Annotated in this window: 17 protein-coding genes; 12 read left to right on the top strand and 5 right to left on the bottom strand. The window is 42.2% G+C overall.

Features of this window, described 5'->3' with window-relative positions:
- The first annotated feature begins 75 nt into the window (after positions 1–75).
- The 9 genes from thrS to E0F88_RS06440 all read left to right on the top strand — a co-directional run bounded on the left by thrS (position 76) and on the right by E0F88_RS06440 (position 10,367).
- Positions 76–2,019: a threonine--tRNA ligase gene (gene thrS, locus E0F88_RS06480; protein ID WP_131957399.1), complete on the top strand. Its 1,944-nt coding sequence runs from the start codon at positions 76–78 to the stop codon at positions 2,017–2,019.
- Between the two features lie 113 nt (positions 2,020–2,132).
- Complete coding sequence (gene infC / locus E0F88_RS06475; protein WP_131957398.1) at positions 2,133–2,687, top strand: translation initiation factor IF-3; 555 nt, start codon at positions 2,133–2,135, stop codon at positions 2,685–2,687.
- 160 nt (positions 2,688–2,847) lie between these two features.
- A complete protein-coding gene (gene rpmI, locus E0F88_RS06470; protein WP_131957397.1) occupies positions 2,848–3,042 on the top strand; it encodes a 50S ribosomal protein L35 in 195 nt (64 codons plus the stop codon).
- A gap of 105 nt (positions 3,043–3,147) precedes the next feature.
- Positions 3,148–3,492 (top strand): 50S ribosomal protein L20, encoded by a 345-nt coding sequence (gene rplT / locus E0F88_RS06465; protein WP_131957396.1) that lies wholly within the window; start codon positions 3,148–3,150, stop codon positions 3,490–3,492.
- Positions 3,493–3,598: 106 nt separating this feature from the next.
- Positions 3,599–4,228 (top strand): hypothetical protein, encoded by a 630-nt coding sequence (locus E0F88_RS06460; protein ID WP_131957395.1) that lies wholly within the window; start codon positions 3,599–3,601, stop codon positions 4,226–4,228.
- A gap of 198 nt (positions 4,229–4,426) precedes the next feature.
- Positions 4,427–6,946 carry a phosphocholine-specific phospholipase C gene (locus E0F88_RS06455; RefSeq protein WP_131957394.1) on the top strand — a complete coding sequence of 840 codons (2,520 nt, stop codon included), beginning with the start codon at positions 4,427–4,429 and terminating at the stop codon, positions 6,944–6,946.
- A gap of 287 nt (positions 6,947–7,233) precedes the next feature.
- Positions 7,234–9,144 carry a molecular chaperone DnaK gene (gene dnaK, locus E0F88_RS06450; RefSeq protein ID WP_131957393.1) on the top strand — a complete coding sequence of 637 codons (1,911 nt, stop codon included), beginning with the start codon at positions 7,234–7,236 and terminating at the stop codon, positions 9,142–9,144.
- A gap of 192 nt (positions 9,145–9,336) precedes the next feature.
- Positions 9,337–9,552 (top strand): hypothetical protein, encoded by a 216-nt coding sequence (locus E0F88_RS06445; protein WP_131957392.1) that lies wholly within the window; start codon positions 9,337–9,339, stop codon positions 9,550–9,552.
- Entirely contained in the window at positions 9,549–10,367 is an 819-nt protein-coding gene (locus tag E0F88_RS06440; protein ID WP_131957391.1) for an SDR family oxidoreductase, read from the top strand. Before E0F88_RS06445 ends, E0F88_RS06440 begins: the two co-directional genes overlap by 4 nt.
- A gap of 230 nt (positions 10,368–10,597) precedes the next feature.
- Here the strand turns inward: E0F88_RS06440 and E0F88_RS06435 are convergent, their stop codons facing one another.
- Positions 10,598–13,060, bottom strand: a complete 2,463-nt coding sequence (locus E0F88_RS06435) for a carboxylesterase family protein (protein ID WP_131957390.1) — start codon at positions 13,058–13,060, stop codon at positions 10,598–10,600.
- 644 nt (positions 13,061–13,704) lie between these two features.
- Here E0F88_RS06435 and E0F88_RS06430 point away from each other — a divergent pair.
- Positions 13,705–16,647, top strand: a complete 2,943-nt coding sequence (locus E0F88_RS06430; protein ID WP_131957389.1) for a ligand-binding sensor domain-containing protein — start codon at positions 13,705–13,707, stop codon at positions 16,645–16,647.
- Here the strand turns inward: E0F88_RS06430 and E0F88_RS06425 are convergent.
- Positions 16,644–17,294, bottom strand: a complete 651-nt coding sequence (locus E0F88_RS06425; protein WP_131957388.1) for a response regulator — start codon at positions 17,292–17,294, stop codon at positions 16,644–16,646. The two genes, E0F88_RS06430 and E0F88_RS06425, sit on opposite strands and share 4 nt — an antisense overlap.
- Positions 17,295–17,450: 156 nt before the next feature.
- Between E0F88_RS06425 and E0F88_RS06420 the strand changes: the two genes are divergently transcribed.
- Complete coding sequence (locus tag E0F88_RS06420; protein WP_131957387.1) at positions 17,451–17,825, top strand: VanZ family protein; 375 nt, start codon at positions 17,451–17,453, stop codon at positions 17,823–17,825.
- Here the strand turns inward: E0F88_RS06420 and pgi are convergent.
- From pgi to E0F88_RS06405, 3 genes are all read right to left on the bottom strand, one after another.
- Positions 17,804–19,453 (bottom strand): glucose-6-phosphate isomerase, encoded by a 1,650-nt coding sequence (pgi, locus tag E0F88_RS06415; protein ID WP_131957386.1) that lies wholly within the window; start codon positions 19,451–19,453, stop codon positions 17,804–17,806. The two genes, E0F88_RS06420 and pgi, sit on opposite strands and share 22 nt — an antisense overlap.
- A gap of 114 nt (positions 19,454–19,567) precedes the next feature.
- Positions 19,568–20,350, bottom strand: a complete 783-nt coding sequence (locus E0F88_RS06410) for a sugar phosphate isomerase/epimerase family protein (protein ID WP_374756310.1) — start codon at positions 20,348–20,350, stop codon at positions 19,568–19,570.
- A 151-nt stretch (positions 20,351–20,501) separates the two neighbouring features.
- Positions 20,502–21,704: a DUF5009 domain-containing protein gene (locus E0F88_RS06405; protein ID WP_131957384.1), complete on the bottom strand. Its 1,203-nt coding sequence runs from the start codon at positions 21,702–21,704 to the stop codon at positions 20,502–20,504.
- 462 nt (positions 21,705–22,166) lie between these two features.
- Between E0F88_RS06405 and E0F88_RS06400 the strand changes: the two genes are divergently transcribed.
- A complete protein-coding gene (locus E0F88_RS06400) occupies positions 22,167–23,528 on the top strand; it encodes a T9SS type A sorting domain-containing protein (protein WP_131957383.1) in 1,362 nt (453 codons plus the stop codon).
- Positions 23,529–23,644 lie beyond the last annotated feature (116 nt).

The following is a 23,644-nucleotide window of genomic DNA, read 5'->3' as shown; positions in this document are numbered from 1 at the left end:
TTGTTAAAGAATAAATAAAGTCTGAAGTAAACAGTCAGGCGAAAAACACGTATAACGTTTACAGTACACCATTTAATGAAAGACGAGTCTCAAATTAAAATTACCCTGCCCGATGGTAGCGAAAGGTTTTATCCAAAAGGTATTACCGCCATGGGTATTGCATTAAGTATAAGTGAAGGGCTTGCCCGCAACGTAATTGCTGCAAAAGTGAACAGTGAAGTATGGGATCCGACGCGGGAAATAACGGAGGACTCTCTTGTGAAGCTGCTTACCTGGAATGATGAGGATGGAAAAGCCACCTTCTGGCATTCTTCTGCTCACTTGCTTGCAGAAGCACTGGAGTCGCTATATCCGGGTGTGAAATTTGGTACAGGACCTTCTTTGGAAAAAGGATTTTACTATGACGTCGACCTGGGAGAGCATACACTGTCGCAGGATGACTTCCCAAAAATTGAAGCAAAAATGCTTGAATTGGCCCGTCAGAAAAACGACTATTTAAGAAAACCTATCAGTAAAGCCGACGCTGTTAAATTATTTACAGATAAAGGCGATCAATATAAATTAGAGCTGATTGACGGTCTAGAAGACGGTTCAATTACGCTTTACGAGCAGGGGAACTTTACGGATCTCTGCCGCGGGCCGCATATTCCAAATACCGGAATTATCAAGGCTGTAAAACTGACTAACGTTGCGGGTGCTTACTGGCGCAACAAGCAGGAAAATAAAATGCTTACCCGTATTTACGGTATCACTTTTCCAAAACAAAAAGAGCTGGAAGAGTATGTTGTGATGATGGAAGAAGCAAAAAAACGCGATCACCGACGTTTAGGTAAAGAGCTGGAATTGTTTGCGTTTTCAGAAAAAGTAGGTCAGGGACTTCCATTATGGCTGCCAAAGGGTGCCATGCTTCGCGAGCGCCTTCAGGCATTTTTGAGCAAAGCACAATCCCGTGCCGGCTATTTACCAGTAGTAACGCCACATATCGGCAGTAAGGATTTGTATGTTACTTCCGGGCATTGGGAAAAATATGGAAAGGATTCGTTTCAGCCGATTAAAACACCAAACCTGGGTGAAGAATACATGCTGAAACCGATGAACTGCCCTCATCATATTGAGATATACAAAACTGCTCCGCGTTCGTATAAAGACCTGCCTATCAGGTATTCTGAGTTTGGAACGGTTTATCGTTATGAACAAAGTGGTGAGCTGCATGGTTTGACACGTGTTCGCGGATTTACACAGGATGACGCGCATATTTTCTGCCGTCCCGATCAGGTTAAAGAAGAATTTATCCGGGTGATCGATCTGGTACTGTACGTTTTCAAATCCCTGGGATTTGAAGATTATAGTGCACAAATTTCGCTTCGCGACCCGAGCGACAAGCAGAAGTATTTTGGGAAAGATGAGGATTGGGAAAAAGCAGAAAGTGCTATTATTGAAGCATCACAGGAGAGAGGCCTGAACACGGTTACTGAACTCGGTGAAGCTGCATTTTATGGGCCGAAACTGGATTTCATGGTGCGCGATGCTTTGGGCAGAAAATGGCAGCTTGGAACAATTCAGGTTGATTATCAGCTTCCACAGCGATTTGCCCTTGAATATACCGGCTCAGACAATCAGAAACATCGCCCGGTTATGATTCACCGTGCGCCGTTTGGTTCTATGGAGCGTTTCATCGCGATATTAATTGAAAACTCAGCCGGACAATTCCCGCTTTGGCTTGCACCGGACCAGATTGCGATTTTGCCGATTTCTGAAAAATATGCAGAGTATGCAGAAGAAGTTTTCCTTCAATTGCAGGAACAGGACATCCGAGGTTTTGTAGACAACCGTGATGAAAAGATAGGTCGCAAGATCCGTGATGCGGAAGTTACCAAGGTTCCTTTCATGCTAATCGTTGGTGAAAAGGAAGCGGCCGAAGGTAAAATATCCATTAGAAGAAAAGGTGAAGGTGACTTGGGAAGCATGTCTGTGGAAGAATTTACAGCTTATTTCAAGAATGAAGCAAAAATTATTTGATCATTTTATAGTTTTTTGCTATTATTCCGCCACGAAGGCACTATTTTTGTGATAACAATGTTAACTTTTTTGATTTTCACCCAAAAACCCAAAAATCACCAATCCCAAGTTATATGGCATTAAGACCCCCAAGTGGACGTTTCAGAGTTGTAGAAGAACCTTATAAAATAAATGAACGCATCACTGCCAAGGAAGTACGCCTTGTTGGTGAAAATATTGAAGCAGGTGTTGTAGATATTAATACGGCAAGAGCGATCGCGAAAGCGCAAAATCTTGACCTGGTTGAAATTGCACCAACAGCTGTACCTCCTGTTTGTAAAGTAGTAGATTACTCGAAGTTTAAATACGAGCAGAAGAAAAAACAGAAGGAGATTAAAGCCAAGGCACAGAAAGTAGTTATTAAGGAAATCAGGTTCGGTCCGAATACGGATGATCACGATTTTGATTTCAAATTGAAGCATGCAATAAACTTCCTTAAAGAGGGCTCAAAAGTAAAAGCATACGTTCACTTTGTTGGACGTACTATCGTATTTAAGGAAAGAGGGGTTAATCTTTTGAATAAATTTTCAGAAGCTCTTGCAGATTACGGTAAGCTTGAAATGGAGCCAAAACTGGAAGGAAAAAGAATGACAATCATTCTTGCGCCTGCTCCTGCTAAAAGCAAATAATTTGTTGTCTGTTATCTCTTATTTGCATACAGATATCTTTATACATTTAAAATTGAAGACGTGAGACGGATGTAATATCTGCCTCACGTTTTTTGTTTTAGCAAGAAATGACTAATTTTGCGGGCTGTTTTATATTATTCAATTATTACTAATTTGTATCATGCCTAAAATGAAAACCAACTCCGGTGCCAAAAAGCGTTTTACGCTGACCGGTACAGGAAAAATCAAACGCAAACATGCGTTCCACAGCCACATTTTGACCAAAAAATCAAACAAGCGTAAGCGTGGTTTGGTGAAAACAGGTCTTATTGATGTGTCTAACCACAAACAAGTATTGGCCATGCTTGGGAAGTAATTCCAAAAGCCAGTAAAATTAAATTACCATTTCGGTTTTTTGTTCAACCCGATAGAAGGCATTTAAAGTCTCAAATGAGCGCCGACCGTCAAAAACAGTTAAATCATGCCACGTTCAGTAAATCATGTTGCGTCACGTGCAAGACGTAAAAAAGTATTAAAGTTAGCGAAAGGCTATTTCGGCCGTCGTAAAAATGTTTGGACCGTAGCTAAAAATGCAGTTGAAAAAGCATTGGGTTACGCTTACACAGGTCGTAAACAGAAAAAACGTAATTTCCGCGCATTGTGGATCCAGCGTATCAACGCAGGTGCACGGCTTCACGGATTGTCGTATTCTGCTCTAATGGGCAAACTTAATTCAAATGGAATTGAGCTTAACAGGAAAGTACTTGCAGACCTTGCAATGAATCATCCGGATGCATTTAAGGCAATCGTTGATCAGGTAATATAAAAACAGCATCCCGCTTCGGCGGGATTTTTTTTGGAACAGATGTTTTGATCTATGTGACTTTTCTTACAAAGCTTCGTCCAGACATCCGTACTTAAACTAAAACTTCATGTTAGATCAACTCCTTGGCCTGATTCAGGAAAATTCTCAACACGCTATCGTGCAGAACCCAGCAGTTCCAAACGAACAAAATAACGACGTTATGCAAACTTTACTTGGTTCAATAACCGGTGGTTTGCAGGATCAGGCTCAAAGTGGCAACCTGCCGGGTATTATGAGCCTGCTTTCAGGAAATAGCGGAACATCCGGAAGCAGCCTGATGAACAATCCGATTGTAGCATCCATTGCATCAAAGGCTGTGAGTGCAATTATGGAAAAGTTTGGCATGAGCAGCGGAGCGGCAGGCGGAATTGTTTCTTCTGTACTTCCTGGCGTTTTGGGCGGGCTGATAAGCAAAGTAAGTAACTCAGCTGATTCCAGTCTGGATTTTAACAGCATACTAGGTGGATTGCTTGGCGGATCCAACCCTGGACAGCAGGCTGCGCAAAATTCAGGATTTGATTTCAACGAAATCGGATATGCAATGGCGGATGGTAAACTGGACATGAACGACCTGATGCGTATGGGCGGAAGCCTGATGGGTGGCTCGAACACTACGGCACCTGCCAGTAATAACCAGCAACAAAGCGGAGGACTTGATTTGGGCGGCTTACTTGGCGGTCTTTTCGGAGGAAAATAAAAATTAGAATATAATAAGTAAAAGCAGGCTATTACCGTGAAGGTAGTAGCCTGCTTTTGTTTTCAGGGTGAAAGGTTTTAGAAATAAGGGATTATTCAATATATTCAAAAAATGATTTAACATACCGATAAACTAAGGAATAGTACATTTGCGTCAAAACAGGGTATTCATTCCAACAGATTATTCCTACAATCACCCATGGACTCAAGAAGAGATTTTATTAAAAAGGCCGCTATGCTTACAGGCGGTGCAGGATTGTTCAGTGCCCTACCCGCTTCGATCCAGAAAGCGCTTGCTATCAATCCCGCTCCGGGAAGCACGTATCTGGATGCGGAACATGTAGTGATCCTGATGCAGGAAAATCGTTCTTTTGATCATGCCTATGGAAGTTTGCAAGGTGTAAGAGGCTTTAACGACCCAAGGGCGATTCGTCTTCCGAACAAAAATCTGGTTTGGATGCAGACCAATGCTTTTGGAGAAACCTATGTTCCCTTTCGTTTAAATATGAAAGAATCCCGTGCGACCTGGATGGGCTCTTTGCCGCATTCATGGACCAATCAGGTAGATGCCCGGAATGACGGGAAATATGATCAGTGGCTGATTGCCAAACAAGCGGGTCATAAGGATTATAAAAAAATGCCGCTGACGCAGGGTTTTTATAACCGGGAAGATATTCCCTTTTACTATTCTCTTGCCGATGCTTTCACAGTTTGCGATCAGAATTTTTGTTCCTCCCTGACCGGCACCACGCCCAACCGGCTTTATCTATGGACCGGAACCGTGCGTGAAAAACCTGAACCAAATTCCTACGCCAATGTCCGGAATGAAAATGTAACAGAACGCAATGAAGCATCCTGGAAAACTTTTCCTGAAAGACTTGAAGACAATGATGTTTCCTGGCGCATATACCAGAATGAGCTGAGTATCAGCACGGGTCTTGTAGGCGAAGAAGATTCCTGGCTATCAAACTTCACGGATAATCCTATTGAGTGGTTTAGCCAATACAACATTCGTTATTACACGGGTTATCAAAAATATTTGAAAACCAGATCTGAACAATTGCCTCAGGAGATTGCGGATACTGAGAAAAGACTAAATGGCTTAACAGGAGAAGAGGCTGTTAAAGTCGGTAAAATATTAAAAGAAAAACAGACACATCTTCAAATAGCCAAAGAAGAACTGGTAAGATGGAGCAAAGAAAATTTTGATAAGCTTTCGCAAAAGCAGAAGAATATTCATCAAAAGGCTTACACTACGAACATCAGCGATCCCGATTACCGCAGCGTAGCAACAGTTTCCTACAATGATGGCGATATTATTCATGAAGCCAAAGCACCGCAGGGAGATGTGCTCCATCAGTTCAGGACGGATGTTACTTCCGGTAAACTCCCGACCGTATCCTGGCTGGTAGCTCCTGAAAATTTTTCCGACCACCCAACTTCTCCATGGTATGGTGCATGGTATGTTTCAGAAGTAATGGACATTTTAACCCAAGATCCGGAAGTCTGGAAAAAGACTATTTTTATTTTGTGTTATGACGAAAACGACGGATACTTTGATCACGTCCCTCCCTTTGTTGTCCCAAATCCTTATGAAAAAGAAACAGGACTGACATCTGCCGGCATAGATACCAAGATTGAATATGTCACGCTTGAGCAGGACATGACCAAAAAGGATAAAAAGGACGCAAGGGAAAGTCCGATCGGGTTGGGCTACCGTGTACCCTTGGTCATTGCTTCGCCCTGGAATCGTGGCGGAAATGTTTGTTCAGAGGTATTTGACCACACCTCCGTTTTACAATTTCTGGAAAAATTTGTCAGTCATAAATCAGGAAAGCAAATTACGGAAACGAATATCAGTGAATGGAGAAGAACAATCTGTGGCGATCTGACTTCAACCTTCAAGCCTTATGACGGAAAGGATATTCCACTTCCCAAGTTTGTAGCGCGCACCGAATTTATGGAAGGCATTTATAATGCGCAGTTCAAAAAACTCCCTAACGGATATAAGGTACTGTCTGAATCTGAAATTGAGGCCATCAATAAGGATCCATTTTCGTCAGCGATTATGCCAAAGCAGGAGAAAGGAACGAGACCTGCTACGCCCCTGCCCTACGAATTATACGTCGACGGCTATCTAAATACTGCCAAAAATGCATTTGAAATCAAGTTTAAGTCAGGAAATGGCATATTTGGCAAACAATCTGTCGGAGTTCCTTTTGTTGTTTATGCCTACGGATTAAAAAGTGATAATGTCAAGGTGAGAAATTACACTGTGAAAGCAGGTGATACGCTTGCAGATTCCTGGGATATGAATAGTTTTGACGATCAGAATTACCATCTGGTCGTTTACGGCCCTAACGGATTTATGAGGGAATACAAAGGAGGAAGCGCTGGCAGTTCATTGATCTTAACGGCTGATTACCAGCTTAATGCAAATAAAAAACCAACAGGAAACCTTACACTGAAAATCAAAAACCCTGGCAAAACAAAAGCATCTATCAGCATTGCAGACAATGCTTACAAATCGGCAACAATCAACAAAAGTCTTGCGGCAGGCTCGGAAACCAGTGTTATTTTAAATCTTGAGAAGAATTTTAACTGGTATGATTTCTCTGTTGCTGCGGATGGAGATAAACAACAATTGATACGTTATGCGGGACATGTAGAGACTGGTAAAGAGAGCAGAAGTGATCCTTACATGGGACAAACTGTTTAGAATAAAACACTTAACAATCAAATACTAGTAAAAAAGGAATTCGGAAAGAAGATCGATCCTTTGAAAACGTAAAACAATCCGGTTTTTTACCAATTGTTTTCTTTCAGGATTTTTCTTTGAAACCGGGATTCCTTTTTCTATTTCAGGACTGACACTTTGTCATTTAGGGTTAAATCAATAACATGTGGTACGGGCTTTTTAACAAAACCTGTAATGACGAAATTTCAAGAACTGATGACAGCGTCATTTATAACGAATCAAATAATACTAACTTATAAAATAAAAAAATGGGAAAAATTATTGGCATAGACTTAGGAACTACGAACTCTTGTGTAGCTGTAATGGAAGGTAATGAGCCTGTCGTAATAGCAAATAGCGAAGGTGCTCGTACTACACCGTCCGTAGTTGCCTTCATGGATAACGGCGAACGTAAAATCGGTGCGCCTGCAAAACGTCAGGCAATCACCAATCCCAAGCATACGGTAAGTTCTATCAAACGTTTCATGGGTAAAAAATATGACGATGTATCCAGCGAAATGAAGACCGTTGCATACAGCGTTGAAAAAGGCCCAAACAATACCCCACGTATTCCAATCGGAGATCGTTTGTATACACCGCAGGAAGTTTCTGCTTTCATTTTACAGAAAATGAGACAAACTGCTGAGGACTATCTTGGGCAGGAAGTTACAGAAGCGGTTATCACGGTTCCTGCTTATTTTAATGATGCGGAACGTCAGGCAACGAAAGAAGCTGGTCAGATTGCCGGTCTTGATGTAAAACGTATTATCAACGAACCTACTGCCGCAGCTTTGGCTTACGGTCTAGACAAACAACACATCGACATGAAAATCGCTGTGTTTGACTTAGGTGGTGGTACTTTTGATATTTCAATTCTCGAATTGGGTGATGGTGTATTCGAAGTAAAATCAACTGACGGTGATACACACCTTGGTGGTGACGACTTTGATCAGGTGATTATCAACTGGCTTGCAGATGAATTCAAATCCGACGAAGGCGTTGATCTTAGAAAAGATCCTATGGCTTTGCAACGTTTGAAAGAAGCTGCTGAAAAAGCAAAAGTTGAACTTTCCAGCTCTACTCAGACTGAAATCAACTTACCATATATATTCCCTGTTGACGGTATTCCAAAGCACCTTGTTCGTACGCTTACAAAAGCGAAATTTGAACAGCTGGCAGATACGTTGTTCCAAAGAATGATGGAGCCTTGCAAGAGAGCGATGAAAAATGCCGGATATTCTAACAGCGATATCAGCGAAATAATTCTTGTTGGTGGTTCAACCCGTATTCCCCGTGTACAGGAAGAAGTTGAAAAATTCTTTGGTAAAAAACCTTCAAAAGGTGTTAACCCTGACGAAGCAGTTGCAGTAGGTGCAGCAATCCAAGGCGGCGTGTTAACAGGTGAAGTGAAAGATGTACTTCTTTTGGATGTTATTCCTCTTTCTTTGGGTATCGAAACCTTGGGTGGAGTTTCTACAAAACTGATCGAAGCCAACACGACGATTCCTTCTAAGAAAACCGAGGTATTCTCTACTGCCGCTGATAATCAGCCATCTGTTGAGATCCATATTCTTCAGGGAGAACGTCCTTTGGCAAACCAAAACCGTACATTGGGCCGTTTCCACTTGTCGGATATTCCACCGGCACAACGTGGGACACCTCAAATCGAAGTTACTTTTGATGTGGATGCAAATGGAATTCTGCATGTATCTGCAAAAGATAAAGGAACCGGAAAAGAACAAAAAATCAGAATTGAAGCTTCAAGCGGATTGACTGACGCTGAGATCACCCGGATGCGTGAAGAAGCGAAAGCTAACGAAGCAGCTGATAAAGCTGAACGTGAGAAGATTGATAAGATCAATGCAGCAGACAGTCTGATTTTCTCGACTGACAAGCAGTTGAAAGAATTCGGAGACAAACTTTCAGCAGGTAACAAATCTGCAATTGAAGGTGCATTAACAGAATTGAAATCTGCACATCAGAGTCAGGATCTTGCAGGAATCGATTCTGCAATGGAAAAACTTAATACTGCATGGCAGGCGGCTTCTCAGGAGATGTATGCGCAGGGAGGCGACGGACAGCAAGGTGCACCGGGTGAAAACCCCCAAGGTAATCCTTCTGCTAACGAGGGTGCTGGTGCAGAAGATGTAACGGATGTTAACTTCGAAGAAGTTAAATAAGGGAATCCATTCATAAAAAAATCCCCTTCTGAATTTCGGATGGGGATTTTTTTTAACGTTAAACTCTTAAAGTGGGTAGAATTTGTGCATCACCGGCAACATAAGTACCCAAGGTTTACTGGCACCAAGTTTTTATAACTCTAAATACAACTGTCAATCATTCAGAGACTCAAAACTAAATACAAAAAATTTATGGACGCAAGAATGGCATTACCAGAACTAATGTATTTGTCGCCGACAACCCGCGAAAAAGCAGTTACCATTGCTCAGGAGCTTTTAAGGACAAACAAAATTTCACCACGTGAGGCTGTTGCAAAAGCCATTTTGATCGCCAAAAACTGGGCTGTTAAAAATGTCAACAGAAATGTTTGGAAAAAATTAAAGTCCATCGAAACAGAAATGATATGACGGAGTTGAAATTGAAAGACCAGGTTGCCATTGTTACAGGTTCAAGTTCCGGAATTGGTAAGGCCTGTGCCATTCATCTGGCATCTCTTGGAGCAAAGGTGGTAGTAAACTATTCTTCGAATTTGGAAGAAGGCCAGAAAACAGTTGACGAAATTGAAAAAAACGGAGGTATAGCTATTTTGGTAAAAGCCGACGTCAGCCATGAGGAAGAGGTGAAGGCCATGTTTAACAAAACTGTTAATGAGTTTGGCCGGTTAGATATTTTAGTAAGTAATGCTGGTTTACAGCAGGATTCTTCGTTTTTAGATATGACACTGGCGCAGTGGCAAAAGGTCATTGATGTTAATTTAACCGGACAGTTTTTGTGCTGCCGTGAAGCATCAAGACAGTTCGTTGCGCAGGAAAAGCGAAAGTCTGAACCGGATCACAGTGAGCTTTCCGTCGGAAAAATTATTCTGATGAGCTCTGTTCACGACATTATTCCCTGGGCTGGTCACGTGAACTATGCCGCTTCGAAAGGTGGTATTATGATGTTCATGAAATCCATTTCCCAGGAGCTTGCCCCGTATAAAATCAGAGTTAATTCTGTTAGCCCGGGAGCGATTAAGACCACGATTAACAAAGACGTGTGGTCTGATCCTGAAAAATATAAAAGTCTGTTACAACTTATTCCTTACAAGCGAATTGGAACTCCCCAGGATGTTGCAAAGGCGGTAGCCTGGCTTGCAAGTGATGATTCTGATTATGTTAACGGAGAAACCTTGTACATCGACGGAGGTATGACCCTTTATCCAGAATTCGCGGATAACGGTTGAAAAATAAAAAACTAAAGACCAAATAATGCAAAAACGCGCCAGAATTCTCTGACGCGTTTTTTTGGGCTGCACGGTGCAGCTGGCCTGAACGAAAAGGTTTAGCTGAAATTTTGGGCTAGATTACTCCGCGTTCAGCCCGACTTCGCCGTTCAGATTACAATGAACCGTTCAGCTCGATTCTGCGTTCAGCCGGAATTAACCGTTCAGCCCGACTTTGTCGTTCAGACCAGTTACTTGTCTGAACTATATTCAAACTCCCCCTTTTCAACTGACCAGTCGTTTCCAAAGAACCCGGCCATTTTTACACCTTTAAATCCGCTGTTGAGCATATCAGAAGAAAAAATCATCAGATCCGGAAAACCGCTGCCCCCGGCAAAATACTGATTTGCATTCGCTGCCTGCATCCCTTTTTTACCTGTTCCGCTGATTACTGCAACTGATGCCGTTTTGCTATCCTGGCGCGGCCAGATAAAGTAGGCAGATAAATCGTCCCCGTTGAATTGCCTTGTTCCGACGGTAATCTTTCCAGTTGAAATCTGAACCGGGCAATTTGCCAAAAGTTTTCCCCAGGCGAGGTTGTTGGAAGAATTACCATAAATGACAACTCCCCTATCCTTAAAGGCCGACGGATTGAAATCTTTGTCTGCAACCAGCTCCACTGCTCCGTTTCCTCGGTAGTACCACGTTTCCGCATCGTAACGGGCTTTCTCAAAAGCCCAGGTATTTTCCTGCGGGGTCCCAGCCGTTGCATAAACAAATACCATCCGGTTTTTGAACGGCTCTTTGAACGTTCCACTGCGTGCAGTATTCTTTTCCTGTTCCGACAAAGAACCGGATAAAGCCCACTGGTTTGATTTTCTGAGAATGATCGTTTCGCTATCGCCTTTTACTTCGTAGCTAATCGCCGGTAAACTATCCAGCACAACCTTTAAGCTTGTTCCTTTTTTAATCGCTGCCAGATTTAAAGATAATGTCGCAACGTTTTCCGTTGTTCCGGTTATTACGTTCTTTGTTTTATTTAAATCGACTATTATTTTACTGTATTTCAATGGCGAGATCTGCTGATGAATTGTCGCCCATTTGTATTTCCCAGAAACACCCGGATTCGCGGTAGTAAAATCGATATGGTTCGTTGCCGTATCTTTCGCTATGGAATGCCAGCTGAAAAAATTAAAAATTGGCGGCCAGTCAACACTGATGTCTCCATACCAGTGCTCCCCGCCGATGTGTTCGTAATAACTAAAATCGCGATGGAATCCGGCCAGGATTTTCTTCATTTGCCGGGCATATTCAACAGAAACAGTCCTGTCTGCATCTCCATGCGCGATGTATACGCCAAGACCTTTGTAATTTTGAGTAAGCGCCAGTACATTGCTCGCGTTGCTCGCCCGAAGTAAGATCGCTTCAACGGCTGATCCCGCACTATCCGGAATTACGCCATCATGGGAGCCATAAGATGAAAGCGTCGGATACCCGGCCGATGGAGCGATGGCAGCCCATTTGTCAGGATAAGTCGCTCCAAGAAACCAGGTGCCGTGTCCTCCCATGGAATGCCCGGTCAGGTAGATCTTGGAAGGATCGGGAGAAAATGTCTTTTTCGCTATATCTAAAACCTCTAAAGCATCCAGTCTTCCCCAATCTTCCCAGTTAAATCCACGCGGACGCCGGTTTGTAGGTGCCACCAAAACACCCCAATCCTTTGGTTTGTATGCTCTTGCCTGACTAATCGCCTGCACCTCCGCACCGTGGACAGAGAAAAATAATGCTGGTGCTGTATTTGTTTTTGGACCTATGTAAGGAGATACTGCATAGTATTGTACACTACCATCGATATCACTTACGAAGGTGCGGCTGTATTGTTTACCAGCCTCGTACGTTTCCATTTCGATTGATTTAGAATCAATGCTCTTTCCGTTCTGCATCAGGTTTATAACAACAGGAAATTTGTTCGGCGTTTCTGAGGAACCTCCATTAACTAAAACACTCACCTTTCTTGTCGTAAAAGCTGCTATTCCCGGAACCGTGGTAGTGATTGATTTGCCGGCAGCGTCTGATTTTACCGTCAGAGTAGTTAGAGGTTTTGCAGAAGTATTTACAATGACAATTCCAACCCAGAGCGAATCGTTTTTTAGACCTACCACAGCATTTGGCGCGGTTAAATCTTCCGTGCTTAGATAAACAGGCTTTTCAGGAAAAGTTAGTTTTGCTGTAATTCCACCAAAGCGGCCAAAACGAGCAACCCGAACATAAAACTCATTTTTTCCTTTTTTCAGTTTAAGTGGCAGGTTCATCCAGCCATAACGATAAACGTCACCTCCTCGTGGCGCACCGTTTACGAAGACCATATCGTTGCCTGTAACATTTAAAACAGCAGCCTGCTCTTTTTTTGAATCATAAGTCAGGTACACATAACCATTTGAAAACGAGTCACCTCGGAAACGATGAGACGTGTCAGTCTTTACCGGTTTCCATTTTAATTCAGCTTGTGTAGTACTGATTTGAGAACCTTCTTTCGGACTTACAAGGGTTCCGCTGTAAAGCAGATACGCAAGCTGATCTTTGTATAGAGCCTCCCTGCCATATTGGTGAACGGGACCAACTCCCAAGCCTTCACTAAAAAAATGAACATTCTGGGCAATAGAATTGGTAAAAGTCAGCAGAAATATGCTGGCTGCGAGAATAAAATTCTTCATCAGTAGATTAAGAGAGATAATAGTTTCCGATAACTGCTCCTGGCTAAAACTGAAAATTACGGATTAAACCAAAAACGCGATAGACGAAAATAACTTAAAAGAACTTAATTGAGAAGTGGTATTAGTCCGAAACAGATACGCAGAAGGACAATTAACTGGTTAACAATGACTTAAATTTTTAAAATAATTTAAATAATGAATCTAGGTTAATCTTTTTCTTTAATGATGACGCAAAACTTGTGAGGTTGCATTACACAGAGCATTCGTGGATACCCAAAAAGGGCATGCTGAAATCCAGTCAAGAAGCCTTAGACGTTCACATGTTTTTGGAAGAATCTGCGCCGAAGTATTGGAGAGAAGTTCTACCCGACTCCCTTATTAAGTTCACTAATAAGGGAGCGGATGAGAGGAGGGTTTGAATTTCTATGTGAACAAGAAGAGCTGTGTGTATAACGTCAATTCCTATTCGATTTTCATAATTCAAATTTCGGCATAATAAAATTCCCTTCTATCATGGAAAACCATGATATATACGTACGGATATCCATGATTTTCACCTCTTTATTTGGAACATCCCCGTAAGAAAGGGATATTTATATCAACCCTATGAATTTGACTGTACAAAGCCTAAAGCCAGTCCTGCCATGAAACTGAGATACCTGGCAATATTTTTTCTACTGCTGAGATGGACTGATTGCTTACCGCAAACATCATTCCGGTTCAGACACGTCGGCGTAGAAAACGGATTATCTCAAGGCTCCACTTACCATATTATAAAAGATTCGCGGGGATATATGTGGCTTGGTAGCCAGGATGGAATCAACCGCTTTGATGGCAAAAATATTGAAGTGTACCTTTCCGGCGCCTCCGGACAATCGACCAATGTTCAGGGCATTGCCGAAGATACCGCCGGTAACCTTTGGGTTGGTTCACACAAAGGTTTATATCAATATATAAGAAAGAAAAATGCATTTGTAAAACCGGCTTTGAAAAACGGACCGGATAATAGATCCATCCACGTTTTCAGTAATCACAAGAAAAGCATTTTCCTTTTAACAGAACAGGGATTAAGCCAAATCATTGGCAATGAAGTTAAATTACTGACCAGGCAAATTACCTACAACAGATCTCAAATAAACAATTTTGTAAAAGAAGCGGCGAATGGCGATTTTTGGTTTCTTGATGTTAAAAACGGACTAAGCAGATACGCTTTTAAAACCGGGAAAGTCAGCCGATACTTTTCAGCCGGCGATGGAAATGTATTCGGACTCCCATCGACTTTCAACTGTATTTCCACCGACAAAACTGGCAATATCTGGCTTGGAAGAGGTAATGAATTGATTAGGTTTAATCACCAGACCCTTGAAACCGAAAATTACACCTCCTGTTTAGAACTTAACAAAAATACAATCTTTGACATTGCAAGGGATGGTGACAGCAATCTTTGGCTGGCGACAGAAGGAAACGGGATTGTCATTTTCGATCCTGTTAAAAGGAAGATCGTACAACATCTTAAACATGAAGATGATATTCCAAACAGCCTTCGGTTTAATGAAGTAAGCACGCTTTTCATTGATGAAAACAATGATGTTTTTGCAAATACTGATCCCCAGGGGCTTGATATAATTACCGCAGTTCCCTCCGCTTTTAAGTATTACTCTTTTGGTAAAAATAAAAAGTTCAGCCTTAGCGGCTATTCTGTCAGAGGCATTGTCGAAGATAAAGATTCGACTATCTGGATCGGAACTGAACTTGCAGGACTGAACCGGCTTAATCCGCAAACAGGCCAGATAAAACAATATTCTTCCAACAACGGATTACCTGGAAGTTCAATACGATACGTTTACAAAGACCCGCTCAATCGTATCTGGGTTTCCACAGAAAGTGGTATCGCCTTTTTTTCAACTGCTCAGGACCGGCTTGAAAAAGTTCCTCTGCCGTTTAACTGCGAGATTACAAACATTTTGTATGTTGAGAATGGTGTACTGCTGCTATCTACTGACAAGGGGCTTATCCTGCTAAATACTGAGAATAAGAAGATAATCAGTCATTCTTACCGGACTCTGGTGGGAGGATATGCATCGTTTAAGGACAAAACCTCCGGGTTGATTTATGTTTCCAACCGGTATAGGGGAATTCAAGTTTTCAAGCTTGTTAACGGTGAGCTCAGAATTGTAAAAAAGCTACTACCCGATTTTCATGTTCTTCACACTTATACGGACAGTAAATATATGTGGGCTGCAACGGACCGCGGGCTCGTTAAATGGAATATTAAGAATAACAAAGTTGAAAAAACCTACGGGGTATCAGACGGGCTTCATCATGAATACATCTATTCTGTTTTATCGGATCTGAACGGGAACTTATGGCTAAGCACAAACCGTGGCTTATCAAGATTTAACCCTCATTCCGAACGTTTCGAGTTTATAAAGGAGATTTCGCCGAGAGAGTATAACTCCAGATCTTCACTTGTTACCAGATCAGGGGATCTGTATTTTGGAAGCACAACAGGACTGGACCGGATCCAACCAAAATTACTGACGCTCCGAACTGACCACGTTGGCGTCCAGTTGACCGGAATAGAATATGATCATCACCAGGGTGTAAAAGATTCTGCTTATGTCGGCGAACTTTCCCAGATTACCTTGCCATTTAACAGCAATACGATCACAATCAGATACACTGCAACGGACTACCGCGGAGAAGGGTTAAATCGTTACCGCTACTTTTTAAAAGGTTATGACGAAGATACCATTTATTCCGGGACGGTAGACCAGGTAAGGTATGCGCAACTCCCCTCTGGTAAATATGAGTTTTTTCTTCAGGCCTCCGACCTGGGAGGAAACTGGGCGTCACCTGTAAAAAACTTAATGATCATAGTTCAACCGCCGTTCTGGCAAACCTGGTGGTTTATCTTGATGCTCTGTATTTTCATCGTCACGTTGGTAACATTTTCAGTTAGCCGGTATCTCGATATCCGGTTGAACGCGCAAAGTCTGGAATCCAACAAAAAAATAGCGCTGGAAAAAGAACGAAGCCGAATAGCAAGGGACATGAATGACAGCCTCGGGTCTGAACTCTTTGGTCTTAAATTACTCGGTCAGGTTGCGTTATCCCAATCAAGCAAAGAAGATGCAAATTCTTATATCCAAAAAATTGTAGATGCCTCGAAAGGAATTTCCGAAAAAATCAGTGAAGTAATTTGGGTGACAGATTCGGATCAGGACAATGCCGAAAGCTTGTGGAATTACATTCAGAAAAACGCACAGATTTATTTAAAGCCTTCCGGGATAATCTACCGGTTTGACACCTTGCCATCGGAAAGACTGATTTCCATTTCCGGTGAAAGAAGGCATGAGATCCTTAACTTTAACAGACAACTTTTTCTTGAATTGACAAAGGCCTGCGATTTCCCACAATGCAAAATCAGTTTCCAAATACAGGAAAGCTCCCTGGTGATTTTTCTGCAAAATGTGGATTTGAGCCAAATGGATAAAGCTTTAAATGCCAATCTGGAAAAGCTGCAGGGGAAATTAAATGTAAATGCAGATCATGAAGTCAGAATACAAATTCCCCTAAATAACTAAGCCAGCAGATCGTGTTTTACTGCAAAAAGTACCAGGCCAACCACGCTTTTTGCTCCAATCTTTTGCATCAGGTTCCGCCGGTGTGTCTCAACCGTAGGTACACTAATAAAAAGTTTTTCCGCAATTTCGTTCGTCGACATTTCCTGCCCTACCAGCCTTAATATTTCCAGTTCACGCAGCGTAAGCTTCGCGAAAGTCCCTGGTTTGCTTGTGGGGTCAATGTCTTTCCCTACCGCAAGCTCGATGATAACTTCATTGCTAAAGTATTTTCTTCCATCCATAATGGTGCGGATAGCTAAAAACAATTCATCCGCGTCTGCCATCTTCAAAACATAACCATTCACACCAATTTTGATCGCTTCTCTTATTTGTTTAGCGTCTTCGACCATTGTGAGCATCAGTATTTTTGCAGCCGGATCGATTTTCCGGGCTTCCACACAAACTTCCACTCCGTTCAAAATTGGCATACGCATGTCAGTGATGATCAGATCTGCGCCATTATCTTTGAAATACTCCATGGCAGCCCTGCCATCGGTAAACTTGCCAACCACAGCGATCTGATCAAATGACGTAAGCAGCAGTGAAAGGCTTTCCAAAACAATCTGATGATCGTCAACCAATAATATTCTTGCCTTTCCGGTACTCATGGGGAATTATTATAACCAGCAAATTCTCCTCAACAATATTGTATATTTTTAGATCAGGACAACTATAAATACATTTTATTTAACCGTATGTATCAAAAAATAGAGTTCTGTGCTACTTTCGTCAATTATTAACAATCTCTCGTTTATCCGCCTGTAATGCTAACGTCAATTATTAGAGTATTTTCCGAAACAAAGTGGTTTGCCTGGATCTGGACAGTTTTAATTTTGATCGCATGCAGCTGGCCAGGAAAATCCATGCCGGCTGCCCCCATTGTTGGCTTTGACAAAATCGTCCATATCGGACTTTTTGGTGTTTGGATCGTATTATGGCTTCTTGCATCCCGTCATAAAACAATCTTATTTATTTGCCTGGGAATGGCATATGGCATCGGACTTGAATTTTACCAACAGCTCCTGCCTTTTGACCGCACCTTTGACTGGTGGGACGCACTGGCAGATGCTGTTGGAATTATTTTGGGATTTGGCTTCAAAAGCCTGGTTCTGGATCGTTATCTCCAGCGTTTGTATTGATTAATCAAACCGTTTGTAGAGCTGTCATGATTGGCAACCGGCCAGTCATTTTGCAGCTCAGGGTAAATATTATTCGCAAGTTGCTTTCCAAGCTCCACACCCCACTGATCAAAGCTGAAAATATTCCAGATCACACCCTGCACAAATATTTTATGTTCATACATTGCGATCAGGCTTCCAAGCACTTTTGGGCTAATTTTCTTTACCAGAATTGAATTCGTGGGCTTGTTTCCCTGGAAAACCTTGAAAGGCGTCAGAAAATCGATTTCTTCTTTATTCTTACCTGCCGCTTCAAGTTCTGCCTTGGCTTCCTCATAGGTTTTGCCATTCATCAGCGCCTCTGTTTGTGCAAAAAAGTTAGACAGAAGCATTTTGTGATGATCGCCAAGCGGATTGTGGCTGGTTGCAGGTGCTATAAAATCGCAGGGAACCAGTTTTGTACCCTGGTGAATCAGCTGGTAAAATGCATGCTGTCCGTTTGTTCCGGGCTCTCCCCAAATAACCGGACCGGTTTGATAACCTACCGGCTGACCATCACGTCCTACATATTTACCATTACTCTCCATATCTCCCTGCTGGAAATAAGCTGCAAACCGATGCATGTATTGATCGTACGGAAGAATGGCATGAGACTGCGCGTCAAAGAAGTTATTATACCAAACACCAAGCAGAGCAAGAATAACCGGGATGTTCCGATCCAATTTAGTTGTGCGAAAGTGTTTGTCCATGTCATGAGCACCGGCAAGCAGCTGCTCAAAATTCTGATAGCCTATAAAACAGGCAATAGAAAGTCCGATGGCAGACCAAAGCGAATAGCGCCCTCCTACCCAATCCCAAAAACCAAACATGTTTTCCGGATCGATACCAAATTTCTCCACCTCCGATTTGTTAGTCGAGATAGCTACGAAATGTTTTTTTACATGCTCGCTGTCGACCGCCTTTTCGAGAAACCAGTTACGGGCAGAAATGGCATTTGCCATTGTTTCCTGCGTAGTGAAAGTTTTAGAAGCGATCATAAAAAGAGTCGTTTCCGGATTCAGAGATTTCACAGTTTCAGCAATATGAGTTCCGTCTACGTTTGAAACAAAATGCACATTTAAACCTGCTTTGCTGTAAGCTTTCAAAGCTTCTGTAACCATCACCGGGCCCAAATCGCTGCCACCAATACCAATGTTTACAATATCTGTGATTTCCTTGCCGGAGTAACCTTTCCAGGCTCCTGAACGAATACGACCCGAAAAATCTTTCATCTTGCCAAGAACATCATTTATGTCAGGCATGACATCCTTCCCATCCACCAACACCGGAGAGTTGGAACGGTTACGCAGGGCTGTATGAAGAACTGAACGTCCTTCGGTAGCATTGATTTTTTCCCCGGAAAACATTTGTTCAATTGCATCTGCCAGCCCTGCTTCTTCTGCCAGCTGAATCAAATACGACCTTGTACGGGTTGTAATCCTGTTTTTGGAATAATCAAGAAAGATATCTCCAAAACGGATAGAAAATTTCTTAAAACGGTCGGGATCTTCCTCAAACAAAGCTCTCATAGATTTCTGAGCGATGCTTTTCTGATGTGTTTTTAGCTTTTTATAAGCAGCCGTCTTATCAAATGGTGTGGTGTTCAGCATGTTATTATGGAGTTTAATATCAAAAAGATCATTTTGGTGAGGAACAAATCATTATCGCCTCACTGTTCAGCAGCAAAAATAGGACATTACTAAACGCCAAACCACTTTTTGGTATCAGACAACGCTACAAACTCCTCTAAAATAACCAACGGATTCAGCAATTCCGGCAAGCGGATCTTTCATATCTTTCTCATATTCAAGACTGCATGATCCCGAGTATTTTACTTTTCTTAACATTTTTACGTAGGCAGGAATATCGATGATGCCACGTCCCAGCTCACAGGTTGATCCTTCTTTTTTGGCAGCAGTCACGTTTTTCAGGTGCATATCGAAAATTCGCTTGTGATATTTTCCAAGATCAGCCGCTGCATCCCGACCATCTCGGGTATCATGTCCCATGTCAAAACAGATGCCAACCCGCGGATCCAGGTCTTTAATCAGATTATAAATGGAAGCTGCATTTGGGTAAAGCTTGTCTTCCGGACCGTGGTTATGTATAGCAAACCGGATGTCATGTTCTTTCACCTTCTTTTCAAGATAGGGTAAATCCTCATGATTCGGAATGCCGATAATCAATTTCACTCCAACTCTTTTGGCATAGTCAAAAGCATTATCAATTTCCTGAGTCGTTTTAACATAAATCGGCCCTACCGCGTAACCGGTTACATTTGCCTGTTTCAACTTTTCATGGAAAGTGGCAATTTCCTCGGCTGTACTTTTATAGGGCAGGTGAAAATCTTTTATGCATAAGTACTGTACATTCAACTTCTTCATCATTGCCAGAGCTTCATCCAGCTTGAAATGCAGGAAACTGTATCCCGCAATTCCCAGTTTGAAAGTGTCCTCCTTTTTTTCTTTCAGCGTTTTCGCCTCTGAATTTTCTGATAAAGAAAACATACTTCCGGCAAAAACTCCGGCAATTCCTTTTTTTACAAAATCGCGTCTATTGTTCATTTTGATATAATTATTGAATGCTTTTTAATAAGGACGAATAGTTTGAGATTTACCACCTCCGCTGCTGATAAATTGTAAGTTTTCAAATTCAACTTTAAATTTTTAGCTTCACCCCCAGCCTGTTGATAATCCCGGTGAGTGTTATAACCAACAAAGAAAAAATCAGTGATTTCACCAGCCCAATCATTCCGGTTCGTACTATCGGCGGCAAACTAATTCCAAAAATGGTAATGACTGCGTACCAAATATAGGGAATCAGATAACAGGTAAGCGTTGCTGTGCCGGCGGGCGCAAGAGGTAGTGCCCACTTTTTTGTGTTTTTAATGTCAACAAGCCAGTAAAAGAATGCGTAAACAATAAAACCAATTCCCGAGCAAATACCAACCCAGGCAGGCGTAGCTCTGATCTTTGAAATACCCCAGAACGGTCGTAATGCAAATCCATAAACCAAACAAATTATCCCAAGCCCAACCAGAACTAAAATGAACAACTGAGACTTTCCTTTTGGCTGATACTTCATATAAATTGCTGAGGCCGCAACACCCGCCATCGTAAAGGCAGGCATTGATCCGCTGCCTACAATCCAGAAATATTCCCGGGTATTATCCAAAAATCCCAACAAGCCTGCGAAATCAGCTATGTTGAATGCGACAAAGAAAATCCAGGCAGCGACAACCAGGATCAGGTTATCTTTTAGAAACAGATAGGCAACAGCACAAAGCAAATACGACCAGCCGATTAAACCCAGAATTCCCCACCAATGGGTTTCCATCCATGAGGGATTTGCTACTTCGCCACCTTTGTAAATCGCTGCAAGAAATGCCAGCAAAAGGTATCCGATAATTTTTAATCCGGTAAATAATTTTGTCTTTTCAGGATTCTTCGGGTAGACATTCCAAATCAGAAAGAAAGCAGTAATCAGCAGAATTCCCCAGACGTATTTTGGTAAAAGCATTCCCTCTGAAAACATGCTTTCATAGTTAACCAGAAAGACGCCCATCAGCAAAAGTGCAAACGTACGTTCCAGGATGTGGATTAAAATGGTCCTCTGACTATCGCCTTTTACCACTCTGTTAGTAACGGCGAACGGTAACGACAGCCCCACGATAAATAGAAAAACAGGAAATACGACATCCGATAGACCCATGTCATCTGCCGCGGCTTCGCTGTGCTCCAGCCATTTGGGGACACCTTCAAGTGACCACAGATCATTTACAAAAATCATCAGAAACATGGTCGCTGCGCGAAATATGTCAATAGAATCTAACCGGAGAGAAGGTGTTTTGAAGTTCTGCATTAAGTTGAGTGAGATGAGTACGGCCTAAGATATTATTTATTCATGGCTTCAAAAAGCCGTGTGAAACATTCCAACTGTCCGTGTTTCTTGGTTAGATCCGATTTCGATTGATCCATGGCACCTAGAAAACTCCCTGCTCCCGACCAGATTGTTTGCATCATCCCCTGTAGCGTTCGGCAAGTTTTGAATTTAATTTTGATTTATAGGTTTTAGAATCTTCGTACTGAGACAAGGCAACCAACGGCTTGTTCCAAACGCAGGTAATGACGTTGAATCCTTTCATAGCCAGGTAAGCGGAGGCATGCAAGCATAAAAGCAATTTTCATGAGGTCAGGATTTATTCGTTTAAAACCGAATATAATTCAATTTCTCTCATGATTATTCAAATTACAATTATATACCGATTTAGCCGTGATTATAATTACATTGCGGCTTTCATAAAATCTTATCCTCAAACTTTTTATGCCGAAATTATCCTCCTTCAATATCATAATCTTTTTGCCTGTAGTTTGTCTTTTGGTTGCCCCATCTGTCTGCAAGGCACAGGCAAGTTGCCCGGCCAATATATCGGTTTGCGAGAATACAGCGCCATTTGCATTATCCGGTGCCTCACCGGCTGGTGGAGTATTCAGCGGAGCCGGCGTAGTGAATGGAAATTTCAACCCTTCTGGCGCAGGCACCGGAATTAAAACGATCACATATACTTACACGGATGTTAATAATGTTTCGTCCGTTTGCCAGTTCAATATCACTGTAAATGCTGCTCCTCAAATCGCATGCAACTTAGGTTATAGTTACAAATGCCAGACAGAACTTCGTCCGTTGAACGGCTGTGGAATTTCAATCAGTACAGGGGAACCGCTTGAAGTTACCTGGAGTGGTCCCGGGGTATCCGGTAGTCCTGCATTAGGTTACCAATTTGATCCGCTGATTGCCGGGCTGGGTTTGCATGACTTTACGGTAACGGCAAAAACTGGAAGCGGATGCCAGGAATCGGGATCTATGAAAGATGGCGTCGACCAAACTTACTCAGTCAGCTGTCCACCCATGCAAACCTTCAGCATAACAGACCCACCTTTTACGCTTACCGGAGGCGTAGTGATCCAGGGCTCAATAGAAGATGCACTGGTCGGTATAAACTCCGATGAATATGCAAAATACACCGGACCAGGCGTTTTGCCCATGTCACGAACCTTTGATCCGGCAACGGCCGGTGAAGGGATTCATGAAATCACTTATACTTATGCCGCTTATTCATGCTCAGCGTCCTGTACTTACCAGCTAAAATCTTCTCCCTTACCAGTACGGCTGACATCCTTTACTGCTTCTGCGGATAACGAAAAGGTTACTCTTCTTTGGAAAACAAATGTGGAAAAGAATTTTAAGCATTTCGATGTTCAAAAAAGTAAAGATCCTGAACATGGTTTTTTTGCGCTGACTACAATCCCTGGAAAGGGGACCAGTAGTAGCTATGCCTTCGACGACCGGGAGAACCCGGGATTTTTACCTTACTATTACCGGTTAAAAATGACCGATCACGACGGCTCATTTGGTTTTAGCAGTGTAATTTGGGCAATAGGAAAAGGAGACCAAAAGGTGACGGCTTATCCAAATCCTGCATCGAGAGAGATTACTATCGATGCACCTGAAGCTTTAACTGAATTTGCTCTGATTAATTCCTTCGGCAAACCGGTTTTTACAGATAAATTAAATAAAGGGAAAAACAAACAGATTACTTTGCCGCGACTTCCAGCCGGATTGTATTTGCTGAAAACCATAACAAGTTCAGGTACATCGTCATTTTCAAAAGTCCTGATCGAATAAAAACTACCTTTAAAAACCGAAAACGAAAGTCCCTGCCGAAGTTATTCTCTGGCAGGGACTTTTTATTTTTTGACACAAAATTACCTCATCTATGCTTTCAGCGGCCTTACCAACGT

The organism is Dyadobacter psychrotolerans (assembly GCF_004349265.1).
GTDB classification, from domain to species: Bacteria; Bacteroidota; Bacteroidia; order Cytophagales; family Spirosomataceae; genus Dyadobacter; species Dyadobacter psychrotolerans.
This window is presented reverse-complemented; position numbering and strand designations above follow the sequence as displayed.

Coding starts and splice junctions, on each gene's coding strand:
- thrS (WP_131957399.1), top strand. CDS start 76: ATGAAAGACGAGTCTCAAATTAAAATTACCCTGCCCGATGGTAGCGAA.
- infC (WP_131957398.1), top strand. CDS start 2,133: ATGGCATTAAGACCCCCAAGTGGACGTTTCAGAGTTGTAGAAGAACCT.
- rpmI (WP_131957397.1), top strand. CDS start 2,848: ATGCCTAAAATGAAAACCAACTCCGGTGCCAAAAAGCGTTTTACGCTG.
- rplT (WP_131957396.1), top strand. CDS start 3,148: ATGCCACGTTCAGTAAATCATGTTGCGTCACGTGCAAGACGTAAAAAA.
- E0F88_RS06460 (WP_131957395.1), top strand. CDS start 3,599: ATGTTAGATCAACTCCTTGGCCTGATTCAGGAAAATTCTCAACACGCT.
- E0F88_RS06455 (WP_131957394.1), top strand. CDS start 4,427: ATGGACTCAAGAAGAGATTTTATTAAAAAGGCCGCTATGCTTACAGGC.
- dnaK (WP_131957393.1), top strand. CDS start 7,234: ATGGGAAAAATTATTGGCATAGACTTAGGAACTACGAACTCTTGTGTA.
- E0F88_RS06445 (WP_131957392.1), top strand. CDS start 9,337: ATGGACGCAAGAATGGCATTACCAGAACTAATGTATTTGTCGCCGACA.
- E0F88_RS06440 (WP_131957391.1), top strand. CDS start 9,549: ATGACGGAGTTGAAATTGAAAGACCAGGTTGCCATTGTTACAGGTTCA.
- E0F88_RS06435 (WP_131957390.1), bottom strand. CDS start 13,060: ATGAAGAATTTTATTCTCGCAGCCAGCATATTTCTGCTGACTTTTACC.
- E0F88_RS06430 (WP_131957389.1), top strand. CDS start 13,705: ATGAAACTGAGATACCTGGCAATATTTTTTCTACTGCTGAGATGGACT.
- E0F88_RS06425 (WP_131957388.1), bottom strand. CDS start 17,294: ATGAGTACCGGAAAGGCAAGAATATTATTGGTTGACGATCATCAGATT.
- E0F88_RS06420 (WP_131957387.1), top strand. CDS start 17,451: ATGCTAACGTCAATTATTAGAGTATTTTCCGAAACAAAGTGGTTTGCC.
- pgi (WP_131957386.1), bottom strand. CDS start 19,453: ATGCTGAACACCACACCATTTGATAAGACGGCTGCTTATAAAAAGCTA.
- E0F88_RS06410 (WP_374756310.1), bottom strand. CDS start 20,350: ATGTTTTCTTTATCAGAAAATTCAGAGGCGAAAACGCTGAAAGAAAAA.
- E0F88_RS06405 (WP_131957384.1), bottom strand. CDS start 21,704: ATGCAGAACTTCAAAACACCTTCTCTCCGGTTAGATTCTATTGACATA.
- E0F88_RS06400 (WP_131957383.1), top strand. CDS start 22,167: ATGCCGAAATTATCCTCCTTCAATATCATAATCTTTTTGCCTGTAGTT.